This window comes from Variovorax paradoxus, assembly GCF_040544635.1.
Taxonomy (GTDB): Bacteria; Pseudomonadota; Gammaproteobacteria; order Burkholderiales; family Burkholderiaceae_C; genus Variovorax; species Variovorax paradoxus_R.
Genome location: NZ_JBEPKJ010000005.1, coordinates 309,288 through 334,712 on the forward strand (window position 1 = coordinate 309,288; position 25,425 = coordinate 334,712).

The following is a 25,425-nucleotide window of genomic DNA, read 5'->3' on the forward strand; positions in this document are numbered from 1 at the left end:
AGACCGCTTCTTCCATGACGAACCAACGACCAAGCAAACGGAGACCGACGTGAATCCCCAAACCCGCGAGAAGCTGATGAAGGTCAGCACCGCCACCCTGTGCACCGCCCTGTTCAAGCGAGGGCTGCGCAACCAGTTCATCCAGAACGTGCACCCGCTCAACCCGGCGCTGCCCAACATGGTGGGCGAGGCCTTCACGCTGCGCTACATGCCGGCACGCGAAGACCTGAACCCCATCACCGTGTTCAACGACCGCAACCATCCGCAGCGCCAGGCCGTGGAGCAATGCCCGGTGGGCGCGGTGCTGCTGATGGACAGCCGCAAGGACGCGCGCGCCGCATCGGCCGGCGGCATCCTGGTGAGCCGGCTCATGAAGCGCGGCGTGGCTGGGGTGGTCACCGACGGCGGCTTTCGCGACAGCCCCGACATCGCGAAGCTGGGCTTCCCCGCGTACCACCAGCGCCCGAGCGCGCCGACCAATCTCACGCTGCACCAGGCCATCGACATCAACGTGCCCATCGGCTGCGGCGACGTGGCCGTGTGGCCCGGCGACGTGGTGGTGGGCGATGCCGAAGGCGTCATCGTGATTCCTGCAGACATTGCCGACGAGGTCGCGGTCGAGGCCACGGAAATGACTGTCTTCGAGGATTTCGTGCAAGAGAAGGTGCTCGAAGGCCGCTCCATCCTCGGCCTGTACCCGCCGACCGAGGAGCAAAGCCGCACCGAGTTCGCCGCCTGGCGTCAGGCCCACGGCCGCTGACGGCCTGCTTTTTTCATCCGACAACGACAAAGAGAGACAACACCATGCCCTTCATCCACCGTGCCGCGCGGCTGCTGATCGCCGCATCTGCATTCGCACTTGTCCCCGCGCTGGTGCTTGCGCAGGCCGAATGGCCCGCCGCCAAGACCATCACCTATGTCGTGCCGTTCACGGCCGGCGGCTCGACCGACATCGTGGGCCGCATCCTGGCCAACAAGCTGCAGGAGAGTCTTCACCAGTCGGTGGTGGTGGACAACAAGCCGGGTCAGGCCGGTGGCATCGGCGCCGCCTATGTCGCCAAGGCTGCGCCCGACGGCTACACGCTGTTCGGCGGCACCATCAGCACGCACGCCATCAACGCCAGCCTCTACAAGAAGCTGCCCTACGACCCGATGAAGGACTTCGAGCCGGTGTCGCTGGTCGGCCGGCTGCCCAACGTGCTGATCGTCAACAGCCAGCTCGGCGTGAATTCGGTGGCCGAGTTGATTGCGCTGCTCAAGAAAGACGAATCGAAGCGCACCTTCGCTTCTTCCGGCGCGGGAACATCGACGCACCTGGCAGGCGAGATGTTCGCCGACATGATCGGCGTGAAGCTCACGCATGTGCCATACAAGGGCACGCCGCCCGCCATGACCGATGTTGCATCGGGCCTGGTGCCCTTCATGTTCGACCAGGTGACCGCTGCGCTGCCGCTCGTGAAGAGCGGCAAACTCAAGCTGCTGGCCGTGACCACCGGCAAGCGCATTGCGCTGGTACCCGAGTTGCCGACGATGATCGAATCGGGTGTGGCAGGCTTCGAGATGTCGTCATGGCAGGCCGTGTACGCGCCCAAGGGCACGCCCAAGCCCATCATCCAGCGCCTGAATGCCGAGATCGTGAAAGCGCTCAAGCAGCCCGACGTGCAGGCCAAGCTCTCCGGCCAACTGGCCATGGACATCGCCGCCAGCACGCCTGAGGAACTGCGCGACCACATGGCCCGCGAGATTCCGCGCTGGGCCGAACTGGTGAAGAAGTCGGGCGCCACCGCCGACTGAAACCGCGGCGTCGCGGAACCGGCCCGGGGCTTTGCGGCCCGGGCCGGATTTTTCTTTTAAAGTTCCTGAATCCTTCTGGCCATGATGCGCCCTCTATGCAAGGGTCAACATCAACCGGAGTGTTCAACGTGTTCCATCTCAAACGCAATCTCCCCGCCTGGGAGCGAGTCATTCGCCTGTGCCTGGGAACCTTCGCCGCCGCGGGCGCGTTCTACTTTCTGCCAGCCGGGACGCTTCGCCTCCTGGGGTTTGCCATGGTCGGGGTGCTTGCGTCCACGGCCATCGTGGGCTTCTGCCCGGCCTGCGCGCTGCTCGGCCGAAAAGCGCCGGGCGCGGCGAAATGATCCGTGCGTCCGCGCCGCTGATCGAGGCCGCCTGCGCGGGAGACGAGCGGGCGCTGTCTCAATTGCTCTCCGTATGCCAGCCCGATCTCAAGCGATTCGCGCGCCGGACATGCGCGAACAGCGAAGATGCCGAAGACGCGGTGCAGGTGGCGCTGTGGCAGTTGCACAGAAAGATCGGCACGCTCGGCACGGTAGCCGCCTTTGCCACCTGGCTGTTCCGCATCGTCGAGCGGGAGTGCTACCGGATATTCAGGCGCAGCTCTTCAGGAGACTCTCTTTCGGAGCCCATGTCCGCGGAACTGGCGGCGCCGCAAATTCCCACGGACCTGCGCCTCGACCTGACGAAGGCCATTGCCGCGCTTCCGGAGGCCTACCGCGTTGCGCTGGTCTTGCGCGATGTCGAGGAACTGACTGCCCCCGAAGTCGCGGCAAGCCTGGGCGTGAGCGTCGAGGCCGTGAAGAGCCGGCTGCATCGCGCCCGCGCCATGGTGCGGGAAAGCCTGATGAACGGCGGCTACTGGAACCAGGACGGCGAATCCGATGCGCCGCCGCGCTAAAGGACCTGTGGGCCCTCAGTAGGCCGCGCGAGATGCGGGCTCGGCGGCTGGTGGCACGCCCGTGAAGTCGGCTGCCAGCTTTCTTGCGGCGCCGGCATACAGCAGCAAGTCGACCCCCACCGCGACGAAGGTGCAGCCGAGTTCAAGGTAGCGGCGCGCCAGCTTCGGGTCCGACGTCAGCGTGCCCGCGGCCTTGCCGGATGCCACGATGATTCGCATGGCGGTTTCGATCGCCGCCTGCACCTCCGGGTGCCCGGGCCTGCCCCGATGGCCCATCGACGCGGCCAGGTCGGCCGGGCCGATGAAGACGCCGTCGATGCCGTCCACGCCGCATATCTCGGCCAGGTTGGAGAGCGCCGTCACGGTTTCCGCCTGCACCAGCAGGCAGACTTCCTCGTCGGCGATGTCCAGGTAATCGGTGCGCCCACTCCACTGCGATGCGCGCCCCACGGCGCTGCCGACGCCGCGAATGCCCAGCGGCGGATAGCGCGTGGCCGACACCAGTGCCCGGGCCTGTTCCGCCGTGTCGACCATCGGCACCAGAAGGTTCTTCGCGCCAATGTCGAGCAGTTGCTTGATGAGCGCAGTTTCGCCCTGGACCGCCCGCACCACCGGCTGGGCGGCGTGCGGCGCCACGGCCTGCAGCGCGGCCAGGGTCGAGCGCAGGTCGTTGGGCGCGTGTTCGCCGTCGATCAGCAACCAGTCGAAGCCTGCGGTCGCGCTCACCTCCGCCATGTACGGATCGGCCATCGAAAGCCAGAGGCCGACTTGCGGCCGGTGCGCGGCCAGTGCCGTCTTGAAGGAATTGTGGGCAGGCATGAGGCGCTTTCTGTCAGGTGGATGGGGTGATCAGCTCACGATGCCGAGATGCCAGGGCACGAACTCGTGGTCGCCCAGGCCCAGCGATTCGCTGCGCGTGCGTTCGCCGGAGGCATGGCGCAATATCTGCTCGAAGATTTGCTGCCCCAGCTCCGGCACCGAGAGTTCGCCGTCGATCACCACGCCGCAGTTGATGTCCATGTCTTCCTCCAGGCGCTTGAACATCGGCGTGTTGCTCGCCAGCTTGATGGTCGGTGCCGGCTTGCTGCCGAACATCGAACCGCGCCCGGTGGTGAAGCAGATCATTTGCGCGCCGCTGGCGATCTGCCCGGTGACCGCCACCGGGTCGTAGCCCGGCGAATCCATGAAGACGAAGCCGGCCTTGTCGATCGGCTCCCCATACTCGTACACGGCCTGCAGCGGCGTGGTTCCGCCTTTCATGGCCGAGCCGAGCGACTTTTCGAAGATGTTGGCCAGCCCGCCCGCCTGGTTGCCGTGCCCGACCACGCCGTTGAACTGCGCGTTCTGGCCCGCCGTGTAGCGTTCCCACCAGGCCAGCCGGTCGAGCAGCTTCTGTCCGACCTCGGGGGTGACGGCGCGGCGGGTCAGCATGAACTCGACGCCGTGGATCTCGGGCGTTTCCGAAAGAATGGCCGTGCCGCCATGGCGCACCAGCACGTCCATCGCCGCACCCAGTGCGGGGTTGGCCGTAATGCCCGAAAAGCCGTCGGACCCGCCGCACTCCAGCCCGATCTTCAGGTGGTTGGCGCCCACGCGGGTGCGCCGCGCGGCATCGGCCTCGGGCAGCATTTCTTCGATGGCGCGAATGCCCGCCTCGATGGTCTGGCGCGTGCCGCCCACTTCCTGCATCACCATCGTGCGCATCAGGCGGCCCTGTTGGAGCCCTTGCGAGTCGACCAGCGCGTCGACCTGGTTGCGTTCGCAGCCCAGGCCCACGATGAGCACACCGGCCAGGTTGGGGTGGCGCGCATAGCCCGCCAGCGTGCGCCGCAGCACGTCGAAATGCTCGCTCGGCGAAGACATGCCGCAGCCGCTGGTCTGTGCAAAGGCGGCCACGCCGTCCACGTTCGGAAAATCCGCCAGGCGTTCGGGCGTGAAGTGCGCCGCAATGCGCTTGATGACCGTGGCCGAGCAATTGACCGACGACAGAATGCCGATGAAGTTGCGCGTACCGACGCGGCCGTCGGCGCGCACAAAGCCCATGAACGTGGCGCGCTCCGCTTCGGGCACGTAGTCCACCGGCCGCACGTCCTGGCAGAAGGCCGGGTCGCGGTAGGAGTCCACCAGCGTGAGGTTGTGGCTGTGCACGTAGTCGCCCGCCTCGAGGTCGCGCGAGGCCACGCCGATGACGGTGTCGTACTTCTTCACCTGCTCGCCGGCCGCGATGGCGCGCGACGCGATCTTGTGCCCGGCGGGAATCTGCGCGCGTGCGCGCACGCCGAATTCGGCAATCGTTTCGCCCAGGGCAATGGGGGCCTTGGCAACCAGCACGTTGTCGTTCGGATGCAGGCGGAGCAGGGGGCTGTCGGTCATGAAGGCTTGCGTGAAAGGCTGTGGAGGAGTGCTGCGGAATGCAAGCCGCTCAGCCCTTCGCCATCAGTTCCTTGAGGTTGAGCTTGCGGATCAGGTCCGTCTCCTGGCGGTAAACGGCCTCGACGTACTTCTGGTAATCGGGGCCGTCCTGGTACATGACCGGCGCATCGATGCTGTCCGCGACCTTCCTGAATTCTTCGCTGTTCACCGCGACACGGAACGCGTCGCGCAGCTTCTTTTCCACCGCCGCCGGCAGTCCGCGCGGAGCGCCGATGCCGTTGGGCGCCTCCACCACCACGTCGAAGCCCAGTTCCTTGAGCGTCGGCGTGTCCTTGAAGCGCGGCGTGCGTGCCTCGCCCCAGGTCGCGAGCAGGCGCAGCTTGCCGCTTTCCACGTGCGGTGCCCAGGAGCTGCTGTCGGCCAGCATGTCGACCTGTTCGCCCAGCACGTCTTGCAGTGCGGCGGAACCGCCCTTGTAGGCAATGGCGTTGAACTTCACGCCGGCCGCTTGCGCGAACTGCTCCATGCCCACGTGGGTGGCGCCGCCCACTCCGGCGTGGGCATAGGTGATCACGCCCGGCTTGGCCTTGGCCTGCGCCACCAGGTCCCGCAGCGACTTGAACGGCGAGCTCGCGGGCACCGCAATGCCGAAGGTCTGGCCCGAAGTGCGGGCGAGGTAGCTCAGGTCCTTGAGCGGATCGATCTGCACGGTGCCGATCTGTGCGAAGCGCGTGACCGAGATGGGAATCTGCCCGATGGTGTAGCCATCGGCCTTGGCGGAAGCCAGGGCCTTGGTGCCGATCATTCCCGAAGCGCCGGCGCGGTTTTCCAGCGCAATGGGCTGGCCGAGCTCTCGCGCGGCAATCTGGCAGATGGCGCGCATCGAGCGGTCCGCCGTACCGCCGGCCGGCCAGGGGCAGATGAAGGTGATGGGGCGGTCCGGATAGTCGGCTGCGAAAGCGCGGGCGGGCACCGCGGCCAGTGCGGCGGCACCCAGGCCGCCCAGCATCAATTGACGTCGCCGTGGGGAGCGATTGAAGGTCATGTCTGTCTCCGACGATTTATTGTTCGATGAAAGCAGAGCGCATTCTTCAGTAGACAATCATTGCAATCCAATGAAATAGCGGACTCTCTTCATAGCCTGGAGGTTATGAAGGAAAGAAAGCCCGCCAGCACCCACGATGAGCCAGATCGATCGCGTCCTGCGTTCCAACCTCAAGCTGCGCCACTTGCAGATGCTGGTGGCGCTCGATCAGTTCCGGCATCTCGGCCGTGCGGCCGAATTCCTCTCGGTCACGCAGCCGGCCGTTTCCAAGTCGCTGGTCGAAATCGAGCGGATGTTCGGCCTGGCCCTGTTCGAGCGCTCCACGCGTGGTACCGAGCCCACGCCGTATGGCGAGAGCGTGGTGCGTTTTGCGCGCTCGGTGCTTGCCGACTACGACCGCACGCGCGACGAGATAGCCGCCGTGGCCAGCGGTGCGGCGGGTCGCACCAGCGTGGGCGCCATGGTGGTGGCCATGCCGGTATTGGTGGCCCGTGCGGTCGAAATGCTCAAGACGCATTCGTCGCAAACCACCGTGCTGGTGGAGGAGGGCGACCTCACGCGGCTGCTGCCCAAGCTGCGCCTTGGCGAACTCGACCTGTTCGTGGGGCGCCTGGAGCCAGGCTACGCGGCACCCGACCTCGAAACGGAGGCGCTTCTTGCCGAGCCCATGACCGCGGTGGTGCGGCCCGGGCATCCGCTGGCCGCGAAGCGCCGGCTGAACTGGGCCGACCTTGCGAAGGAGCGCTGCGTGATGCCTCCGCCCTGGGCGTCGCTGCGCGTCAAGCTGGACCAGATGTTCTTTCGCGATGGCGTGCATCCGCCGGCCGACATCATCGAGTCGGCTTCTTTCCTGGCGCAGATCAGCTTCCTGCAGAAACGCGATGCCGTGGCATTCATGGCGCGCTCCGTGGCGCGGCACTTCCAGCAACAGGGCATGCTGCAGGTGCTGTCGCTCAAGGTGCCCATCGAGCTGCCGCCGGTCGGCCTCATCACCATGCGCGCCCGCAGGCGCACACCCAGCACGCAGCAGCTCATCGAATGCCTGCGGCGTGCGGCCAAGCTGAAGCCCGAGCGATAGGCGGCATCCCCAATTCATGGGTTCCGCGCCGCGGCGCTGTCGGCCACCATTCGCGCATGTATCTGCATACTCTGATCGCTTGTCTGCCGCAGGCAGAGCGTGCGGCATTGGTCCAGGCCACCGAGCTCCGCTCGTACCGTCGCAATGAAAGCGTGCTCGCCGCCGGCGAGTGGACGGACTGCATCTACTGCGTGTCAAGCGGGCTGTTGCACGTGGTGGCGCACGGCTGCACCAGCAGCGGCGACGTCATCACCGACTTCATTCCCCAGGACGATTTCTTTCTCGGCGCTTCTTTCAGCGAAGACCGCTATCAGGTCGCCCAGACGCTCGTCGCGGCGCTTCCCTCGTCGGTGTATCTCGTTCCGGTTTCCGAAGTGCGCCGGCTGTGCGCGTCGCATCCGGGTATTGGCCAGAAGTTGCTCGCCGTTGCCGTCAATCGCCTGAGCGCGATGCGCGGGCAGCTTCGCCAGGTTTCATCGCTTTAGCCGCCGACCGATCAGGCCGTGGCTTTGGCGCGCTCGATGATTCCGCGCACCATGAGCGAAAGAGTGCAGAGATAGCGCGCGTCCGCCGAAAGCGAACGGCTCATCGCGATGATGAGTTCTTCGAAATCCGGGTCGGCCGGGCCGCTGCCTGCATCCCTGTGCTGCCGGGAGAACGACTCGTTGACGCTGTTTTGCGCCTGCAGGTAATCGGCACGCAGCAGCACGCTGCGCGCGAGCAGCACATCCAGGTTCAAAAGGTCCAATGCGGTCATGCGATGCGCCCTTTCTTTTCCAAAAAGAGCGTCCACAGTGGCCGCCGTCAAACCCGCATCCGGAGAAAGTGGGTTCGACGGGTCGGTGTGGTCACCCGATTGAAGATTCGGGGTGCGCCGGGGCGCTTCGCGTAGGAGCGTTTCTCGTGTGGCCCGGCTGCGGAGACTACATGCGGTGCCGTCGGGCCCTTGCCTTGAAAACTTCGGTTCCCAAGCTGCTGCGAGGTGTCAGGCTTGCGTGCCGCAAGGTGTCAGGCCGCGTGCCGCAAGATGAAGCCGCTGCCCGGCGCAATCCATTCGACCTCGCCGCCGGCATGCAGTGCCGTTGCGCCAGCCGCGCCCGTGAACAGGGTGCGCTCCTCGGCCAGCAGAAACTGAAGTGCGCGAAATGCGGATGCGCCATCGGCGGCGAGCCGCACCTGAAGCGTGGCACCGCCCAGATCGAGCGTTTCGCCGGGCTCGGGCCACAGCACCGAAGCATCGGGCCATGACGAGCGCAGGCTTTCGAGCGAATCGACGGCCGCCTGCGTACGCGGCGCGGTCGAGAGCAGCCATCGCACCCGTCCCGGCGCCGCGGTGCGCAGCACATCGCTTTGGGCCGAGCCGTGCGGCAGCGGGTCGATCAATGCCCAATGGCCGCTTTCGCCGCCCACGAAATAGCTGTGCGAACCCGGTGCGCTTGCTGCTTCGTCTGCGCTGCCGGTCACCCGCCGCACGCGTGCGGAGAGCTGCGTGACGAGGCCGGCCTCGAGCGCATAGCGTGCATGGCCCGTGCCGTCGGGATCGATGCGGCTGATTTCCTCGTAGGCGGCTTCTTCCATGTTCACGGCGCGGCGCCCCGAAGGCCCATCGGCCAGGCGCGGCATGTTCAGCGGAATCCCGGCCAGGCCCCGCGCGTGGGACATGCAATCGGCGACGCTGCCGAACGTGGCCAACTGCTCGAGCGTGCGGCGTGTCACGTTCATCAGCTTGAGCCCACGGGCGGGATGCGCCGCTTCGGCCGGCTTCAGCCACATGTGCTCGACGGTTTCGCGCCCGTCCGGTTTCACGCTTTGTCCCGCCGGCATCTGCGCGATGAAGAAGCGGGTGTCGAACCGGCGCGGCATGCCGGGCGGCGTGAGCCAGTGGCTGAAGTAGGCCAGCCGATCGACCGCGAGACGCCAGCCCTGCGCGTCGCACATCGCCAGCAGCGCGTCGGTGCCTTGCTCGGCGGCATGCCGCATGGCTTCGAGTTGGGGCGGAGGCAGCCCGTCCAGCTCGACCACCTGGTCTTCGGCGTCGCTTGCGAACAGAACGCCAGCTTCTTCGAAACACTCGCGCACCGCGGCGGCGTAGTAGTCGAGCCCGCCATCGGCCACGCCGAGGCGCGCACTGGCCGCGGCATCGTCGAGTCCATTGCACATCGGGTGCAGGCTGCGGTCGTGCGTGTCGACCACGCCACCGGGGAACACGCTGGCACCGCTGTTCTGGTCGTCGGCCTTGTCCGCGCGGCGCAGCAACAGCACTTCCATCCCTTGGGCGCCGTCGCGCAAGAGAATCAATGTGGCCGCAACGCGGATGGGGCGGAGCACGGGCTGTGACGAACCGGGTGCGGTCGCCGGAGGCTTTGCATTCATGGGCGCCGATTGTCGGGCCAACGGAAAACAAAGGCCGCTAGATGGCGCGCTGGTTCACCCGCTTGGAGAGCTGCTCGGCGCTTTCCCTGCGCTCGCTGTAACGGTCCACCAGGTAAGCGGCCGCATCGCGCGTGAGCAAGGTGAACTTCATGAGTTCTTCCATCACGTCGACGACCCGCTCGTAGTACGAGGAGGGCTTCATCCGCCCGGCTTCGTCGAACTCGAGAAAGGCCTTGGCAACGGACGACTGGTTGGGAATGGTGAGCATGCGCATCCAGCGCCCGAGCACGCGCAACTGGTTCACCGCATTGAACGACTGCGATCCGCCCGACACCTGCATCACCGCCAGCGTCTTGCCTTGCGTGGGCCGCACGGCGCCGATGGCGAGCGGAATCCAGTCGATCTGCGCCTTCATGATGCCGGTCATCGAGCCGTGGCGTTCGGGCGAGCACCACACCATGCCTTCGGCCCATTGCGCGAGGTCGCGCAGCTCCTGCACCTTGGGATGATCGTCGGGCGTGCTGTCGGGCAGGGGCAGCCCGGCGGGATCGAAGATGCGCGTTTCGCCGCCCATGGCTTGCAGCAGCCGTGCGGCCTCTTCGGTGAGCAGGCGGCTGTAGGAGCGGTCGCGCAGGGAACCGTACAGCAGCAGAAAGCGCGGCGCGTGGCGCGCCGGTGCGTTGCCGGACAGGCGCTCGAGCGAGGGCCGGTCGAACAGCCCGGCGTCGATGTTCGGAAGCTCAGACAGCGCGTTGGACACGGCGACCCTCGGCATCGATGACGACTTCGCCGTCTTCCTTGGTGAACGGGCCCTTTTGCGGCGAGGGCAGGATGTCGAGCACTTCTTCGGAAGGGCGGCACAGCCGCGTGCCGATGGGCGTGACCACGATGGGGCGGTTGATCAGGATGGGGTGCGCCAGCATGAAGTCGATCAGTTGTTCGTCCGACCACTTGGGGTCGTCGAGCCCGAGCTCCTCATAAGGCGTGCCCTTTTTGCGCAGCAGTGCGCGCGGCGTGATGTTCATGGCGGCGAGCAGTTCGCGCAGCGTTTCCTTGCCGGGCGGCATCTTCAGGTACTCGATGACCTGGGGCTCTTCGCCGCTGTTGCGGATCAACGCCAGCGCGTTGCGCGAAGTGCCGCACGCCGGGTTGTGAAAGATGGTGATGGAGGCGTGTGGTGATTGCATTCTTACAATTATGCAACTATTATTGAAATATGGAAGAACAAGACATCGTCAGATCTCTCGCCGCGCTGGCCCAGCCCGTGCGCCTTCAGGTGTTTCGCGCCCTGGTGGTGGCGGGCCCCGCGGGCCTCACGCCCGGCGCGCTGGTCGATGCGCTCAACGTGCAGGCCACCAGCCTGTCGTTCCACCTCAAGGAACTGACCCATTCCGGGCTCGTGACGCAAGAGCGCAGCGGCCGCAACCTGATCTACCGCGCGGCGTTCGAACGGATGAACGCGCTCATCGGCTACCTCACCGAAAACTGCTGCCAGGGCGAGGCCTGCCTCACCGAGGCGGCCCAGGCTTGTCCATGCTGAATGAAGGAGCAACCATGAAGCGATTCCATGTGCATCTGAACGTCCAGGATCTGCCGGCGAGCATCGCCTTCTATTCGAAGCTTTTTGCTTCGGAGCCCACGCGCGTCGAGAGCGACTACGCCAAGTGGATGCTCGCCGATCCGCCGGTGAACTTTGCGGTGTCGACGCGCGCCAACTCGCTGGGCATCGACCATCTCGGCCTTCAGGCCGAGAACGAGGAAGAACTTGCGGAGCTGAAGGCACGCGTTGCGGAGGCAGACATCCAGATGTTCGACGAGGGTTCGGCCACCTGCTGCTACGCCCGCAGCGAAAAGCACTGGATCACCGATCCGCAGGGCATTGCCTGGGAGCACTTTCACACCTTGGGCAATGTGCCGGTGTATGGCGAGAAGAGGGCGGATGCCAGCGACGAAGCCGCCTGCTGCGCGCCGAAAACGCCTCGCGGCCGGGCCGTCGGAATACCACTCGTCGCAACGCCGGCCGCGCCGGTTCGAACCTCCGTCTAGGCGAACTCTCCATGGCTGAAAAAACTTACAACGTGCTCTTCGTGTGCACGGGCAATTCCGCGCGGTCGATCATGGGCGAAGGCCTGCTCAACGACATGGGCGCCGGCCGGTTCAAGGCGTACTCGGCGGGCAGTCATCCGTCCGGAAAGGTCAGTCCGCATGCGCTGCGCACGCTCGAGAGATTGCGGCTTTCCGCGGAGGGCTACCGCAGCAAGAACTGGGACGAGTTCGCCCGGCCCGGTGCTCCCGCCATGGACTTTGTGCTGACGGTGTGCGACAAGGCCGCCGGCGAGGTGTGTCCGGTATGGCCTGGCCAACCCATGACAGCCCATTGGGGCGTGGCCGATCCTGCGGCTTTCGAGGGCTCGGAAGAAGCCGTCGAGCGGCAGTTCATGGATACGGCGCTGACCTTGAAGCGCCGCATCGAACTCATGCTGGCGCTGCCGATGGAGCGGCTCGACGCCATGGCCATCCAGCACGAGATGCGCGACATCGGCAAGGCCCGGAAGGCCGCGCAATGACCGTCAACGTGTTGATCCTGTGCACCCACAACTCGGCCCGCAGCGTGCTGGCGGAAGGCATGCTCAACCATCTGGCGCAAAAGAGCGGCAAGGACGTGCGGGCCTACAGCGCCGGCAGTGCGCCAAGCGGGCGGCTGAACCCTTTTGCGCTCGAGGCGCTTGTCGAGGCCGGCGTGGATGTGTCGCCTTATCGCAGCAAGAGCTGGGACGAATTCGTCGGCAGCGACAAACCCGTGATGCGCATCGTCATCACCGTGTGCGACAGTGCCGCGCAGGAAACCTGCCCCTATTGGCCCGGCAGCCCGGTGAAGGTGCACTGGGGCTACCCCGACCCTTCGCATGCGCCTGGCGGCGACGAGGGCAAGCGGGTGGCCTTCGAGCTGACGCGCCAGGCCATTGCGTACCGTCTCGTGCAGTTGCTGGCGTTGCCGCTCGAATCGATGCCGGACACCGAACTTCAGGCGGCACTGACCGCGATTTCCGAAAGCTGACCCTTCCATGAGCGCCCGTACCGCCACTGTCGAATCGACTTCACCTCCACCCGCCATCGGCTTCTTCGAGCGCTACCTCACGATCTGGGTCGCGCTGTGCATCGTGGTGGGCATTGCGCTGGGCCAGTGGCTGCCGGGCGTGTTCCGCGGCATCGCCTCGCTGGAGGTGGCCAAGGTCAACGTGCCGGTGGGCGTACTGATCTGGGTGATGATCATCCCGATGCTGCTGAAGATCGACTTCGCGGCACTCGGGCAGGTCAAGGCGCATTGGCGCGGCATCGGCGTCACGCTCTTCATCAACTGGGCGGTGAAGCCCTTCTCGATGGCGCTGCTGGGCTGGATCTTCATTCGCCACGTGTTCGCGCCGCTGCTGCCACCGTCGCAGCTCGACAGCTACATCGCGGGCCTCATTCTGCTGGCCGCCGCGCCGTGCACGGCGATGGTGTTCGTGTGGAGCCAGCTGTGCAAGGGCGACCCGTACTTCACGCTGTCGCAGGTGGCGCTCAACGACGCGATCATGGTGGTGGCCTTCGCGCCCGTGGTTGCGCTGCTGCTCGGGCTCTCTTCGATCACCGTGCCCTGGGACACGCTGCTGACTTCGGTCGGCCTGTACATCGTGGTGCCGGTGATCATTGCGCAAGTGCTGCGCAAGCAGCTGCTCAAGAAGGGCACGGCGCACTTCCAGGCCGTGGCGGCACGGCTCGCGCCGTGGTCGATCTCGGCGTTGCTGCTCACGCTGGTGCTGCTGTTCGCCTTCCAGGGCGAGGCCATCATCCGGCAGCCGCTGGTGATTGCGCTGCTCGCGGTGCCCATCCTCATCCAGGTGTTCCTGAACTCGGGGCTGGCTTACCTGCTCAACCGCAAGCTGGGCGTGGCGCATTGCGTGGCGGGCCCGTCGGCGCTGATCGGCGCCAGCAACTTCTTCGAACTTGCAGTGGCCACGGCCATCAGCCTGTTCGGTTTCCAGTCGGGCGCCGCGCTGGCCACCGTGGTGGGTGTGCTGATCGAAGTGCCGGTGATGCTGCTGGTGGTTGCCGTGGTCAACCGGTCGCAGGGCTGGTACGAAAAAGGTGCCAAGACGCGCTGATGTGCAAGGGCAGGGAGCTCACGCCCGCACCGCAGGGCGTGTTCTCCGACAAGACGAGGGCGGCTTTCGGGCCATGATCCGCCCACTTCGTTCTTGTTTCATGCAGCGCCTGTGAAGATTGCGACCTTCAACGTGAACGGCATCAAGAGCCGGCTCCCACGCTTGCTCGAATGGCTTGAGGAGTCCCGCCCTGACGTCGCCTGCCTGCAGGAGCTCAAGTCTCCCGATGCGAATTTTCCCGCCGCGGCCATCCGCGAGGCAGGCTATGGCGTGCTGTTCCATGGCCAGCGGTCATGGAACGGCGTTGCAATCCTTGCACGCGGAAGAGAGCCGATCGAAACCGGCCGCGGCCTGGACGGGAACTCCGAAGACAGCCAGAGCCGCTATCTCGAAGCCGTGGTGAATGGCGTGGTGGTCGGTTGCCTGTACCTGCCCAACGGCAACCCCCAGCCCGGCCCCAAGTTCGACTACAAGCTCGAATGGTTCGAGCGGCTCAACGCCCATGCGCGGCGCCTCTACGGCTGTGGCATGCCGGTGGTGCTGGCCGGCGACTTCAACGTGGTGCCGACCGACGCGGACATCTACAACCCCGCGTCATGGCAGGACGACGCGCTGCTGCAGCCGGAAAGCCGCGCCGCTTTCGCGCGCCTGCTGAAGCAGGGGTGGACGGATGCCATTCGCGTCCGCCATCCCGGCGAGGCGATCTACACCTACTGGGACTACTGGCGCAACCGCTGGCCGCGCAACGCGGGGCTGCGCATCGACCACCTGCTGTTGAATGAAGAGCTCGCGCCTTTGCTGGTCGATGCCAACGTCGACCGCGAGGTGCGCGGCCGCCCGGGCGCGAGCGATCACGCGCCGGCCTGGGTCGAACTCGACCTGCCCATGACGGCCTGAACCATGCGTACCGACGCTTGCAAACACCGCCGTATCGACCACGCATGGCCTGCAGTGCGGCGCCTAGAATCCTTTTTAGAAGAAGACTTGGCGCCTCTCGTTCGCGGCCCATGCATCGGCATGCCAGGTGCGCGGGTTCGGCGAAATGGCAATGCCAATCAGGGAGCCGGTCAGCAAGCAGAACTGCCGAGCGGCAGGTATCCGTCAATGCCAAAAGGTGTTCCCAATCCAGCCCCCATGTACGGGATCTATGCCCGCCCCTGGGGCTTCGAGGTCTCTATTGTCAGAAGCGGGATCCGGTATTTCCAGCAGTTCGGCAAGGCCAGCTACGGCGGCGCCGAGCATGCGCTGCGGCGCGCCCAGGAATGGCGCGACGCCGTCGTGAAAAGCGTGCCGCCGGTCACGCGGCGCGAGCGGGCGGAAAAACTCCGGGCCAGCAACACCACGGGCGTGCCGGGCGTCTTCTGCCTGGTGTCGCCCGACGGAAGAGGGCTGTCGTGGCTCGCCAAGACCTACATCGCGGCGGAAGAAATATTGCGCGCCAACTTTCCGATTCAAAGCTGGGGCGATGCGGCACGCAACCTGGCCATTCAGGAGCGCGCAAGGCAGCTGGAGCGCATGACCGGCCTTGCCGCGCTGCACCCGGCCGAAGAGGCCATCAGGAAGGCCGGGGCCGCATCGCCTGCCGTTGCGGGTCCGCCCAAGCGTTCCCGATCCGAGATCATTCGCAAGTCGAACTCCAGCGGCGTCAGCGGCGTGCACTTCAAGCAGCCGCAGCCGGACCATCCCGGTTATTGGCTGGCAATTACCTACACCGCAGGCAAGGGCAGCGTGAGCAAGGCGTTCTCCATCAAGGCGCATGGCTACGATGAAGCCAAGAGGCTGGCCACTGCCGAACGCACTCGCCAGTTGGCTCAAAAGGGCATCGGATAATGGACGGGTTACATTTACGCACTATTATGTGACCTTGTAGGTCGAAGTAATTAATAAAAAGCCCCTCCCAGCGAGATCCACGCCAGTGACCATCGACCTAATGGCAAATGCCAGCTTTCCAGGCCTCGACGCCGGGTTCGTCATGGCTTTTCAGCCAATTGTGGATTTCGAGCGGCGGGAAATCTTTGCGCACGAAGCCCTGGTGCGCGGCACTTCCGGGGAAGGGGCGCTCGAAGTGCTCTCGCGCGTGAACCCGCGGAACCGGTACGCGTTTCATGAGGCTTGCCGCGTGAAGGCCATCGAAACGGCTTCCGCGCTGGGCATGGAGTCGAAGCTCAGCCTCAACGTCTTGCCCAACGACATCTCCGGGCAGACCGAGTGCTTCCATACCGCTATGGTCGCGGCCCGGCGCTGCAACTTTCCGGTGCACCGCCTGATGTTCGAAATTACCGAAGTCGAACGCGTGGCCGACCTGCCGGGGCTTGCCGCCGCCTTCGACGCCCACAAGGTCCACGGCTTCACCTCCGCCATCGACGACTTCGGTGCCGCGTTTGCGGGCTTCGAACTATTGGCGGGCTTCCAGCCTGACGTGGTGAAGGTCGACATGGGCCTGGTGCGCAACATCCACAACGACCCGGTCCGGCTCAGCATCGTGAAGGGCTTTGTCGGCACCTGCTGCGAACTTGGCATCCGGGTGGTGGCGGAAGGCGTCGAAAGCTCGGAAGAAGTGCACGCGCTCCGGGCGATGGGCGTGGGCCTGTTCCAGGGTTACCTGTTTGCCAGGCCTGCCATTGCGATGCTGCCGGCGGTGGCATGGGATGCTGCCTGACCGCATCCATGATGCGCGGTCAGGCCGTGATGCACCGGTGATGCACCACCGCCGCGTGTGGCGCTGAACTCAGACGTTGCTGGTCGCGCGGACCTCCTCGATGGTGGTCTTCCCCGCAAGAACCTTCTCGATGCCGTCCTGGCGCAGGGTGCGCATGCCTTCCCGCAAGGCGGTTTCCTGAAGTTCTTCAGCACGGGCTCCGCCCTGGACCAGGCGGCGCAGCGTTCTTGAAATCACCATCAGCTCGTGAATGCCGACGCGGCCGCTGAAACCGGTGTTGTCGCAGTGCTTGCATCCGGTGCTCGCAAAATTCAGCAACTGGCCGTCCCGTCCATGGTTGCGGTGCCAGCCATGGCGCACCGCCTCGCGTTCGGCCGGTGTGTCGTGCGCGGCGAACGAGTGCATGTAGTCGGCCAGCAGCTCCTCGACTTCTTCGGGGCGCATCGGCCGGCTGGTGATGCAGTGGGTGCAAAGACGGCGCACCAGCCGCTGCGCCAGCACCGCCAGCAGAGAGTCGGCGAAGTTGAACGGATCCATTCCCATATCGAGGAGCCGGGTCACCGTTTCGGGGGCGCTGTTGGTGTGCAGCGTCGAGAGCACGAGGTGGCCCGTCAGCGAGGCTTCGATGGCCGTCTTGGCGGTTTCCTCGTCGCGGATTTCGCCGACCATGATCACGTCGGGGTCCGCGCGCACGAACGCCCGCAGCGCCTTGGCAAAGGTCCAATCGATGCGCGGGTTGACCTGGACCTGGCGCAGCCCCGGCTGGGTAATTTCGATGGGGTCTTCGGCCGTCCAGATCTTTCGCTCCGGCGTGTTGATGTGCATGAGCGCCGAGTGCAACGTGGTGGTCTTGCCCGAGCCCGTGGGGCCGACGCACAGCACCATGCCGTAGGGCCGCTCCACCGCCTTCGTGAACTCAGAGAGGTTGCGCTCCGAGAGGCCGAGCTTGTCGAGTGCAATCGGCTTGGCCGAAGCCAGAATGCGCATGACCACGTCCTCCAGCCCGTTGCTGGTCGGGATGGTGGCCACGCGCAGCTCGATGCGGTGCTGCGGCGAATACTTGGCGAAATTGATCTTCCCGTCCTGCGGCTTGCGCTTTTCGCTGATGTCCAGGTCGCACATGATCTTCACGCGCGCGACCACCGCATTGCGGTAGCTGGCCGGCAGCTCCAGGTGGGTGTGCAGGCGCCCGTCGCGGCGAAAGCGGATGCGGGTCTTTTCCTTGCCCGGATAGCTTTCGATGTGAATGTCGGACACCCCCTCGCGGTGCGCGTCGACGATCATGCTGTTGATCATTCGCACCAGGGAGTTGTCCGATTGCTCGATGCTTTCTTCTTCGGCGACGTGAACGGGGCGTTCCTTTTCGAGGGTGACCAGCAGCTCGCTGGTGCCCGCCACGCTGAAGTCGAAGTCGAGCGGCCGCGAGGGGTCATGGACGATGGTCGGGTCGAGGGTGTCGTTCCCGATCTTTCCGTAGGCCTTGTAGAGCACGGTGTCCAGAACAAGGCATTCGCCGATCACCGGCACCACCTTCATCTGCGAGATGAACTCCACTTCGTCGATCGCGGCATGGCGGCCGGCCGGATCGTCCAGGGCAAGGATCAGGCGGCCCTGGTGGATCATCAGCGGCATGACCTGCAGACGCCGGGCGACCGCATGGCTGATGGTGCGCAAGGCGTCGACCGCGACCGGGAACACGTGCAGGTCCACGAGGGGATAGCCCATCTTGCGCACCAGCGCGGTCTTCAGCTGCTCCCGGGTTACCGCGCCCATGCGAACCAGCGTTTCGCCGAGCGGCACGCTGCGGTCGAGCTGCTGCTGCTCCAGGCCCGCACGCAGCTGCTCGTCCGTGATCGCGCCCAGAGCCATCAGTGCCTGGCCGATGCGCAAGATGGGCATGCGGCTTTGAACCTCCAGTGCATGCAGCAACTGCTCGGGCGTGACGACTTCGGTGGGGGACATGTAGTTGGATCTCCTATGCGCCCATTCTGGGGGGCCGGGGCAGGCTTGTCAGCAGGAGCGCACCGCGTGCCAAGCCTCGTGGCCATGTGGCATCACTACCAAAGTTCTCAGTTTGAAGCGCATCAATCCGAGAACCCGAAGGTGTTGCGCCCCGCGGACTTTGCGCGGTACAGCGCGGCATCGGCATGCGCCAGCAGCTCCGAAGCCGTGGCGGATATTTCGCCTGCCGCCTGAAACGCCACGCCGACGCTGGTGGTGACGCGCAGGCCCTGCCCGTCGATGTCGAATGCCGTGCCGCCGATCTGATCGACGATCTTCCGTGCAATGGCCGCGGCGGCTTCCCGCGTGTGCAGGTTTTCCAGCACCACCACGAACTCGTCGCCGGCAAGTCGTGCCACGGTGTCGGTGTTTCGCACGCTGGCCAGCAGGCGGCGGGCGTATTCCATCAGCACGCCGTCGCCGGTCGCATGGCCGAGCGTGTCGTTGATGGTCTTGAAGTGATCGACGTCGAGAAACAGCACCGCCAGTGCGCTTTCCGTGCGCTGCGCGCGGGCGATGGCGCCGGGCAGGAACTCGTTGAACGCGAGCCGGTTCGCAAGGCCGGTGAGCGTGTCGACACGCGCCAGGTCGCTCAGCTTGCGCTCCACCGCCTTCAATGCGCTGATGTCGAGGCTCAGCGAAAAGATGCCGCGCGTGATGCCGTCGGGCCCGGTGTCGGGCACATAGCTCACGCGGGTGATGCGCTGTCCGTCCTTCGTCCGGGTCTGCGCCTCGAACTCGACCCGCTCGCCCGCCAGCGCGCGCTGGATCATGGGCTTGCGCGAAAGATACAGCTCGGGGCCCGCGACATCGCTGATGTGATGGCCCAATATCGCGGTGGGCTCCACGCCCAGCCATTCGCGGTAGGTGGCGTTCGCGAAGGTGATTTTTTCCTCGCGGTCGATGTAGGTGATCAGCGCCGGCAGGTTGTCGGTGATGGTGCGCAGCCGCATCTCGCTTTCGGCCTGCCGCAGCTCCGCTTTTTTCAGCGCGGTGATGTTGAAGGTCATGAGATAGAAGCCCAGGAACTTGCCGTCCAGGTCCTTGTCTGGAATCAGGTTGACCTGAAAGTAGCCGGTCTTGCCGTGCAGCGGCGCCCGCACCGGAAACCGCACCGCGTTGCCTTCGCGCACCATGGAGAGATAGGGCAGCTGCTGCTGGTACACCACGTCGCCTACCGCCCGGCGCAGGTCGATGCCGGCAAGCGGGCCGTCGTCCAGGCCGGCCATCCGCCGCGCCCGCACGTTCGCGAAAAGGCAGTTTTCGTCGGTGTCGAAGTAGCCCACCAGCGCCGGAATGTTGTCGGTGACATCGCGCAGCCGTTTTTCCTGTTCGGTCAGGGCCTTGCGTATGTTCACTTCGTCGGTGATGTCGAAGGTCATGGCGAACACGCCTTGCACCACGCCGTTCGCGTCCTTGTCGGGGACGTAGTGCGCCTTGAATGTCCGGTCCCCGATGCCTATTGCCGGATCGCCGGACTTCTCGATGACCACCGTTTCGCCGGCGAGCGCGCGTTGGTAAGAGTCGGCAACCAGCGCGAAATCCCCCCGGCCGCGAACCTCCGGCATCAGTTGGCCGACAAGGGCTCTGCCCTTGTGCAGCGCCTTGACTTTCGCATTGACGAAGGTGTATTTCAGCGACGAATCGACATGCGACACCAGTGCAGGGATGTTGTCCGCAATGATGCGGACCTGTGCCTCGCTGTGCGCAAGGCTCATTTCGATGCGCTTGCGCTCGGTCACGTCGGAGGTCATGGCGTAGTAGCCGCGAACCTGTCCGTCCTGGTCGCGGTCGGGAATCAGCTCGGTCTGAAAGAAGCGGTCCTGCTCGCCGTGGCGGGCATCGCCCCGGGCTTCGAAGCTCACGGCTTCGCCCGTCAGCACGCGGCGAACGGCGGCATCCAGCGCCTCGTCTTCGCCGGTGACCTTCGCGGTCCGCCCGATGAGTTGCGCCGCGCCTCGGTCGAGCTTCTTGCACAGCGGCGCGTTCACGAAGGTGTAGCGGCCTTGCGCATCCACGTGCGACACCATCGCGGGAAGGTTGTCGGTAATGTCGCGCAGGAATTTCTCGCTCGACTTGCGCAGCCGCATCAGCTCGTCGAAGGTTCGCGCAAGATCGCCGATCTCGTCGCGAGCGTATGTGCGCGGCCCGGCGCTTTCCAGTGCAGCGTTGTCCACGTCCAGCATGTGCCGGTGCAGATACTTGAGCGGCCTGAGCTGCCAGCTCACCACGGCCAGTGCAACGGCGCCCGCCAGCACCCCGAGCACCAGCGCTCCGACCCAGGCCGCGCGCTCGATGGCATTGATCCCCGCGAAGGCTTCGGCGCTCGGGTACATCGCCCCGAGCATCCAGTTCGTCTGCTGAATGCGCTTGAAGGCGTACAGGCCGTGCACACCCGCATGGTTGACGCCTTCGGCCACGCCTTCGTAGCCGTCCATCGGGCGGTCGATCTCGGGATTGCCGACGCCCTTCAAGCCCGTCTGGTTGATGATGAGTTCGGTGCGCGGATGGTCGATGACCACGCCGTCCGCGCTGGTGATGAACAAATAGCCGGTTTCGCCGAACTTCACCTCGGAGAGTTCGCCCAGGAGGTTCCGCTCCTTCAGGTTGATGGCGCCCGAGATCACGTACTTCACGTTGCCAGCGGGGTCCAGCACCGGCTCGGTAACGGCAACCTGTGCCAGTCCGCTGAGCCGGTTGAGGTAAGGCTCGGAGATGACGCTGGTCTTGGAGGTGACCGTTTCCTGGAAGTACGGGCGGTCCTTGATGCTCACCCTGCCGGGCTGCTGCGCACCGGTCAGGCTGGCGATCAGGTCTCCGTCGGCTGTGAAGAATGCGACATTGCTGAAGGCCTTGCGCAGCGACTGATGCTTTTCGAGGAAGGCTTGCAGCGCCGCCGCATCCGCGAAGTCATTCGACTCCACGCTGTCGGCAAAGGTCTCCAGCAAGGTGCGCCGGCTGACGAACTTTTGATTGACTGTATTTGCAACGGCCGACAACCGCGCGAACTCTTCGCTTTCGATCGAGGCCTTCATGCTGGCCTTGACGAGCTGCAGGGCCACCGTGCCAATCGCGAACGTGGCCGCCAGGACTACCGCGGCAACGCCGAGGCCGAGGCGCGTATTCAAGCTGATGCGAATGTTCCGTAGACCTGATGAGTTCATTGGCGTGGACAGGCATTGCGATGGAATCCCCGCGTTGCGTGCGTAGTGTGTCAGAAGCGGGGTTTTCGGTCCTGCGCGCAATCCCCCATAGGTCTCTCGGTGCGTTGCCGGCGCGCGGTCACGCCTCGCCGCGTTCGAGAGCGCGGCAACCGATGCGGCTACTTGCCGGACGGATAGGTTTCAGGCACCTCGGCGTCGCTCGGCGCCGCATCGCGCTCCAGAGGCTCGACCGCGCGGGTCCGGTCTATGTGCAGCAGTGCATCGAACTGCACCGGCAAGCGCGCGAAGAAGTAGTGGCTCTGCCGTTCGGTCTCCGGCCGGTAGATGACGCCGATGGCCCGCTCGAGCCGCTGCTGCTGCAACGCGAAGAAATGGCTCCCTTCGCCGCGCAGGGGCAGCATGAAGCGCTCTAGCCCGGTCTCGTGCATGAGGCTCTCGTAGCTGTCGGGCCGCGAGGGAGCGACCTGCTTGCGCTCTGCGGCGGCTCCCCAGTCGGAGGCCGCCATCACAGTGCCGGTGTGGGTGGTAAAGCCCACCAGCACCGCGTCGCGGCCCTGGCGTTCGCGCACCAGTTGGCCCACGTTGAGCTCGCCGCGCTCTTCGCCCATTTCGGTGGCCCGCGCGTCGCCCAGGTGCGAGTTGTGGGCCCACACCACGATCTTCGGGCGCTCGCTGCCGCGCCACAGGTGGCGCTCGACCTCGCCCAGTGTCTCGGCCATGTGCCGGTCGCGCAGGTTCCATGAGGACACGTCGCTCAGGTACATCGAGCGGTAATACGCCTCGGCATTCTTGATCAGGCGTGCGTTCTGCTCGGCATTGAAGGCGTCTTCCTCGTTGGCCGTGTTGCCGCTGCGCCATGCCTCGCCGGCGGCGCGTCGCATTTCGAGCAGCATGTCGACCACCTCCTGCCGGCAGGAGGGCGCGTTGCCGAGGCCGGCCATCAGGCCGTAGACCTGCCCGCGATCGCCGAAGCGGTCGAAACAGCCGTAGCGTTCGCGCGCGAGCCTTGCCGCATCGGGGTCGGTCTGGTCGAAGTATGCGAGCACGGCTTCTATCGAGCCCAACAGGCTGTAAAGGTCGAGTCCGTAGAAGCCCGTTTTCCCCTGCGGCGGCCCGGCGTCGTTGAAGGCGCGCTGCCATTCGACGAAGCTCGCGACATCTTCGTTGCGCCACATCCAGGTGGGAAAGCGCCGGAAGCCTGCCAGCGCATCGGATGCGCCGGCATCGTCGCCGAGGCCTCTTACATACTGGTTGACGCGATAGGCATCGGGCCAGTCGCCTTCGATGGCCACGGCGTTGAAGCCCTTCTCGGCCAGCAGGCGCCGCGTGATGTTCGCGCGCTCGGCGTAGAACTCGTGCGTGCCGTGCGAGGCTTCGCCGAGCAGCACGTAGTGCGCATCGCCGATCAGGTCGAGCAGGGCGTCATGGTCGCTCGCGGATCCGTCCATCGCGAGAGCCGCGGCGCGCAGCGCTTCCGTCTCTTTCGAAATGCGGGACGGCTTCATCGTGCAAGGTCCTCAGGCTGGAGAGCGCGGGCGATGCCTCGTGCGGCGGCGGCTCGCTTTTTCAAGCAGGCTGCAGACTTCCTCGTCGCTCGTCTGCGAAAAATCGAGATACCACCGGCCGACGCCCAGGAAAGCGGCAGGTACTTCGGCGCAAACCACTTCGTCAGCCTCGCTGCGCAAGAGTTCGCAGGCTTCGGGCGACGCAACAGGCGCGGCCACGACGATGCTGGCAGGCGCCTGCCGGCGCACGGCGCGTACGGCAACGCGCATGGTCGCGCCCGTGGCAAGCCCGTCGTCGACGAGGATCACGACGCGGCTGCGCAGATCGGGCGCGGGCCGCTCGCCGCGGTAGGCGTGCTCTCGCCGTTCGAGCTCGCGCTCTTCGGCACGCACCACTTCATCGACCGCCCTGGCACCGATGCCAAGGTCCCGAACGAGGTCGCTGTCGAGCACGCGCTCGCCGCCGCCCGCAATGGCGCCCATGGCGTACTCCTCGTGTCCCGGAACGCCCAGCTTGCGCACCACCAGCACATCGAGTGGTGCGTGGAGTGCTCGGGCCACCTCGTAGGCCACCGGCATGCCGCCGCGCGGCAGGGCCAGCACGATCACGCCCGGGTTGTCTGCATGGTCGGCCAGCTTTTGAGCGAGCACGCGGCCCGCATGCTGCCGGTCTCTGAAAAACTCGAAAGCCATTTCGGTGTCCTTGCGGCCACCTTATTTTTGCCGGCGCATGGGGGCTGTAGGGAGATGCGCACATCGGCGTAGGCGTGCTCTGCCAACGCTTCCGCTAGGCATCCGGCTTACGCATCTCGGTTGCCCAGGCTGCTCTCGGGCTCAGGCCGCCTGGATCTCGATGCGCCGCGGCTGGGCGTGTTCCGCTTTCGGAATGCGCAGCTTCAGCACACCCTGCTTGAGTTCCGCCGAGATGGCGCCCGTGTCCAGTTCCTTGCTCAGGGTGAACACGCGGCGGAAGCGGCCCAGGCCCACTTCCGTATGGCTGGATTCCAGGCCCTGCGGCACCCCCAGGTCGGACTCGGCCTCGATGGTCAGCGTGTCGGAGGCAACGTGCAGGCCGAGCTTCTCGCGCGAGACACCGGGCAGGTCGGCGAAGAGCGTGATGCCGCCGCTGTCCTCGATCACGTCTACCGGGGGCGTCAGGGCTGCGTCGCTGTAGCGCGGATAGCGCGCCCCGTCTTTCCGGGCGAGCTCCTGCGATTCGGCGACGCGAGGCGATGTGGTGCTGTTCATGATCGTCTCTCCTTTCTTCTGTTTCACTGAACGGCAATGCGCCGGGGCTGCGACGAAGCGCGGCGCTGCACGGTGATGTGCAGTACGCCGTCGCGGTACTTGGCCTGTACCGCGTCGGGGTCGGCATCGTCGGGCAAGGTCAGCACCCGGCGGAATGCGCCCTCGAAGCGCTCGTTGATGTGAACGGCCGCCTTGGCATCGCCCTCGGGCAGCGCATTGCCGCGCTTGCCGGCGATGGTGAGGAGGCCGCGCTCCAGGTGGACTTCCAGGCTGGACGGCTCGACACCGGGCGCAAACGCGTAGATCTCCACGGTCTGCGGCGTACCGCCGACGTTCAGTGCAGGGAAGCCGTTGCGGCCGAAGCCGCGGATGGTCGGAGACAGATCGAAGGCCTGCTGCATCTCGCGCTGCAGGCGATCCATCTCGGCGAACATGTCGCGCGGAAACAAGGATCGGTACATGGCGAAAACCTCCATTCGAACGTTGATGAACGGAGCGCCGGAGGCCTCTCCAGCGCTTCCGATCAGCGAAATAGGCGCTGCCGGCGCGTTTTCAAGAGGGGGTTTTTTGCAGGGCCGGCCCGGCGAAAAGTGCTTCAGAAATGCATTGCAGCAAGTCTTACCCGCGAGGCCACGATTCCCGTTCCCCTCGAGGCCTGTAGGCCGCATCCTTCCGGAACATGCGCGGAAATCCATGCCGCCGGATGCATGGTTCCGTGCTGAATCCGATTCGCTCACGCAAGCGAAAAATTCATCAGGAGACAGACATGGACTTCGAAGGCATTTACTGCTTTGACACGGCCGCCGTCCGTTTTGCGATCTACCCCGACGGACCCGACGGCGCGCGGATCATCGCGCAGATTTCGGAAGAAACGCTGCACGACGTGTTCGGAACCGGAGAACTCGGCGACCGGTTGCTTGAAATATGCAGGACGCACTTCGATGTCATCGGTGCTGCCGCGCTCCAGAGGTACCGCGCCAATCCGAAACGGCCCATCGTTCTGACCGTGGATGACTTTTCCCGGCGCGCCTATTCCAGATCGGCGGGCGCGCAAACCTCGCAAACCTCGGTGTCGGCCCCCTCGTTCGCGGCCTGAAATAGCCGCGCGCACGGCGCGGCTATTTTTGTCCCTCATCGAG

The 25,425-nt window shown here is 65.5% G+C and carries 28 protein-coding genes; 15 read left to right on the forward strand and 13 right to left on the reverse strand.

Going from position 1 to position 25,425, the window contains the following annotated elements:
* Positions 1-49: 49 nt before the first annotated feature.
* The 4 genes from ABIC94_RS11155 to ABIC94_RS11170 all read left to right on the forward strand — a co-directional run bounded on the left by ABIC94_RS11155 (position 50) and on the right by ABIC94_RS11170 (position 2,695).
* Entirely contained in the window at positions 50-760 is a 711-nt protein-coding gene (locus ABIC94_RS11155; protein ID WP_354373076.1) for a ribonuclease activity regulator RraA, read from the forward strand.
* Positions 761-804: 44 nt separating this feature from the next.
* On the forward strand, positions 805-1,794 hold the full coding sequence (locus ABIC94_RS11160) for a Bug family tripartite tricarboxylate transporter substrate binding protein (RefSeq protein WP_354373077.1): 990 nt from the start codon (positions 805-807) through the stop codon (positions 1,792-1,794).
* A 128-nt stretch (positions 1,795-1,922) separates the two neighbouring features.
* Entirely contained in the window at positions 1,923-2,138 is a 216-nt protein-coding gene (locus ABIC94_RS11165) for a YgaP family membrane protein (protein ID WP_354373078.1), read from the forward strand.
* Positions 2,135-2,695, forward strand: coding sequence for an RNA polymerase sigma factor (locus tag ABIC94_RS11170; RefSeq protein WP_354373079.1), 561 nt, complete (start codon positions 2,135-2,137; stop codon positions 2,693-2,695). The genes ABIC94_RS11165 and ABIC94_RS11170 overlap by 4 nt, the downstream gene beginning before the upstream one ends.
* Before the next feature lie 15 nt (positions 2,696-2,710).
* Here ABIC94_RS11170 and hpaI read toward each other — a convergent pair whose 3' ends face one another.
* The 3 genes from hpaI to ABIC94_RS11185 are packed head-to-tail and all read right to left on the reverse strand — an operon-like array spanning position 2,711 to position 6,113.
* The gene (hpaI, locus tag ABIC94_RS11175) at positions 2,711-3,514 is read right to left on the reverse strand and encodes a 4-hydroxy-2-oxoheptanedioate aldolase (protein ID WP_354373080.1); all 804 of its coding nucleotides are present in this window, start codon (positions 3,512-3,514) and stop codon (positions 2,711-2,713) included.
* Between the two features lie 30 nt (positions 3,515-3,544).
* Positions 3,545-5,068: a UxaA family hydrolase gene (locus ABIC94_RS11180; RefSeq protein ID WP_354373081.1), complete on the reverse strand. Its 1,524-nt coding sequence runs from the start codon at positions 5,066-5,068 to the stop codon at positions 3,545-3,547.
* Positions 5,069-5,117: 49 nt separating this feature from the next.
* The gene (locus ABIC94_RS11185) at positions 5,118-6,113 is read right to left on the reverse strand and encodes a tripartite tricarboxylate transporter substrate binding protein (RefSeq protein ID WP_354373082.1); all 996 of its coding nucleotides are present in this window, start codon (positions 6,111-6,113) and stop codon (positions 5,118-5,120) included.
* A gap of 136 nt (positions 6,114-6,249) precedes the next feature.
* Here ABIC94_RS11185 and ABIC94_RS11190 point away from each other — a divergent pair, with 136 nt between their 5' ends.
* Both ABIC94_RS11190 and ABIC94_RS11195 read left to right on the forward strand, forming a co-directional pair.
* On the forward strand, positions 6,250-7,191 hold the full coding sequence (locus ABIC94_RS11190; protein ID WP_354373083.1) for a LysR substrate-binding domain-containing protein: 942 nt from the start codon (positions 6,250-6,252) through the stop codon (positions 7,189-7,191).
* The gene (locus ABIC94_RS11195) at positions 7,152-7,676 is read left to right on the forward strand and encodes a Crp/Fnr family transcriptional regulator (protein ID WP_354373084.1); all 525 of its coding nucleotides are present in this window, start codon (positions 7,152-7,154) and stop codon (positions 7,674-7,676) included. The genes ABIC94_RS11190 and ABIC94_RS11195 overlap by 40 nt, the downstream gene beginning before the upstream one ends.
* 11 nt (positions 7,677-7,687) lie before the next feature.
* On the opposite strand, the gene ABIC94_RS11200 is transcribed toward ABIC94_RS11195, so the two are convergent.
* The 4 genes from ABIC94_RS11200 to arsC all read right to left on the reverse strand — a co-directional run bounded on the left by ABIC94_RS11200 (position 7,688) and on the right by arsC (position 10,751).
* A complete protein-coding gene (locus ABIC94_RS11200; protein ID WP_354373085.1) occupies positions 7,688-7,948 on the reverse strand; it encodes a hypothetical protein in 261 nt (86 codons plus the stop codon).
* 251 nt (positions 7,949-8,199) lie between these two features.
* Positions 8,200-9,519: an NUDIX domain-containing protein gene (locus tag ABIC94_RS11205; RefSeq protein ID WP_354373086.1), complete on the reverse strand. Its 1,320-nt coding sequence runs from the start codon at positions 9,517-9,519 to the stop codon at positions 8,200-8,202.
* Positions 9,520-9,601: 82 nt separating this feature from the next.
* On the reverse strand, positions 9,602-10,339 hold the full coding sequence (arsH, locus tag ABIC94_RS11210; RefSeq protein WP_354373087.1) for an arsenical resistance protein ArsH: 738 nt from the start codon (positions 10,337-10,339) through the stop codon (positions 9,602-9,604).
* Positions 10,305-10,751 (reverse strand): arsenate reductase (glutaredoxin), encoded by a 447-nt coding sequence (gene arsC / locus ABIC94_RS11215; protein WP_354373088.1) that lies wholly within the window; start codon positions 10,749-10,751, stop codon positions 10,305-10,307. The genes arsH and arsC overlap by 35 nt, the downstream gene beginning before the upstream one ends.
* 29 nt (positions 10,752-10,780) lie before the next feature.
* On the opposite strand from arsC, the gene ABIC94_RS11220 reads away from it, so the two are divergent.
* The 8 genes from ABIC94_RS11220 to ABIC94_RS11255 all read left to right on the forward strand — a co-directional run bounded on the left by ABIC94_RS11220 (position 10,781) and on the right by ABIC94_RS11255 (position 16,368).
* Positions 10,781-11,104 carry an ArsR/SmtB family transcription factor gene (locus tag ABIC94_RS11220; protein WP_354373089.1) on the forward strand — a complete coding sequence of 108 codons (324 nt, stop codon included), beginning with the start codon at positions 10,781-10,783 and terminating at the stop codon, positions 11,102-11,104.
* Between the two features lie 14 nt (positions 11,105-11,118).
* Complete coding sequence (locus ABIC94_RS11225; RefSeq protein ID WP_354373090.1) at positions 11,119-11,610, forward strand: ArsI/CadI family heavy metal resistance metalloenzyme; 492 nt, start codon at positions 11,119-11,121, stop codon at positions 11,608-11,610.
* An 11-nt stretch (positions 11,611-11,621) separates the two neighbouring features.
* Complete coding sequence (locus tag ABIC94_RS11230) at positions 11,622-12,131, forward strand: arsenate reductase ArsC (protein WP_354373091.1); 510 nt, start codon at positions 11,622-11,624, stop codon at positions 12,129-12,131.
* A complete protein-coding gene (locus ABIC94_RS11235; RefSeq protein WP_354373092.1) occupies positions 12,128-12,622 on the forward strand; it encodes an arsenate reductase ArsC in 495 nt (164 codons plus the stop codon). The genes ABIC94_RS11230 and ABIC94_RS11235 overlap by 4 nt, the downstream gene beginning before the upstream one ends.
* A 7-nt stretch (positions 12,623-12,629) precedes the next feature.
* Complete coding sequence (gene arsB / locus ABIC94_RS11240; RefSeq protein WP_354373093.1) at positions 12,630-13,709, forward strand: ACR3 family arsenite efflux transporter; 1,080 nt, start codon at positions 12,630-12,632, stop codon at positions 13,707-13,709.
* A gap of 111 nt (positions 13,710-13,820) precedes the next feature.
* Complete coding sequence (locus tag ABIC94_RS11245) at positions 13,821-14,606, forward strand: exodeoxyribonuclease III (protein ID WP_354373094.1); 786 nt, start codon at positions 13,821-13,823, stop codon at positions 14,604-14,606.
* Between the two features lie 3 nt (positions 14,607-14,609).
* Positions 14,610-15,539 carry an AP2 domain-containing protein gene (locus ABIC94_RS11250; protein WP_354373095.1) on the forward strand — a complete coding sequence of 310 codons (930 nt, stop codon included), beginning with the start codon at positions 14,610-14,612 and terminating at the stop codon, positions 15,537-15,539.
* A 142-nt stretch (positions 15,540-15,681) separates the two neighbouring features.
* Positions 15,682-16,368, forward strand: a complete 687-nt coding sequence (locus tag ABIC94_RS11255) for an EAL domain-containing protein (protein WP_354373096.1) — start codon at positions 15,682-15,684, stop codon at positions 16,366-16,368.
* A gap of 69 nt (positions 16,369-16,437) precedes the next feature.
* Here the strand turns inward: ABIC94_RS11255 and ABIC94_RS11260 are convergent, their stop codons facing one another.
* The 6 genes from ABIC94_RS11260 to ABIC94_RS11285 all read right to left on the reverse strand — a co-directional run bounded on the left by ABIC94_RS11260 (position 16,438) and on the right by ABIC94_RS11285 (position 24,747).
* A complete protein-coding gene (locus ABIC94_RS11260; RefSeq protein WP_354373097.1) occupies positions 16,438-18,330 on the reverse strand; it encodes a GspE/PulE family protein in 1,893 nt (630 codons plus the stop codon).
* A gap of 122 nt (positions 18,331-18,452) precedes the next feature.
* On the reverse strand, positions 18,453-21,533 hold the full coding sequence (locus ABIC94_RS11265) for a PAS domain-containing protein (RefSeq protein WP_436317986.1): 3,081 nt from the start codon (positions 21,531-21,533) through the stop codon (positions 18,453-18,455).
* Between the two features lie 158 nt (positions 21,534-21,691).
* Positions 21,692-23,038 carry an erythromycin esterase family protein gene (locus ABIC94_RS11270; protein ID WP_354373099.1) on the reverse strand — a complete coding sequence of 449 codons (1,347 nt, stop codon included), beginning with the start codon at positions 23,036-23,038 and terminating at the stop codon, positions 21,692-21,694.
* Positions 23,039-23,050: 12 nt separating this feature from the next.
* A complete protein-coding gene (locus ABIC94_RS11275) occupies positions 23,051-23,731 on the reverse strand; it encodes a phosphoribosyltransferase (RefSeq protein WP_354373100.1) in 681 nt (226 codons plus the stop codon).
* Between the two features lie 141 nt (positions 23,732-23,872).
* Positions 23,873-24,286: an Hsp20/alpha crystallin family protein gene (locus ABIC94_RS11280; protein ID WP_354373101.1), complete on the reverse strand. Its 414-nt coding sequence runs from the start codon at positions 24,284-24,286 to the stop codon at positions 23,873-23,875.
* Positions 24,287-24,309: 23 nt separating this feature from the next.
* Complete coding sequence (locus tag ABIC94_RS11285; RefSeq protein WP_354373102.1) at positions 24,310-24,747, reverse strand: Hsp20/alpha crystallin family protein; 438 nt, start codon at positions 24,745-24,747, stop codon at positions 24,310-24,312.
* Between the two features lie 305 nt (positions 24,748-25,052).
* Here ABIC94_RS11285 and ABIC94_RS11290 point away from each other — a divergent pair, with 305 nt between their 5' ends.
* Positions 25,053-25,382 (forward strand): hypothetical protein, encoded by a 330-nt coding sequence (locus tag ABIC94_RS11290; protein WP_354373103.1) that lies wholly within the window; start codon positions 25,053-25,055, stop codon positions 25,380-25,382.
* Positions 25,383-25,425: the final 43 nt, after the last annotated feature.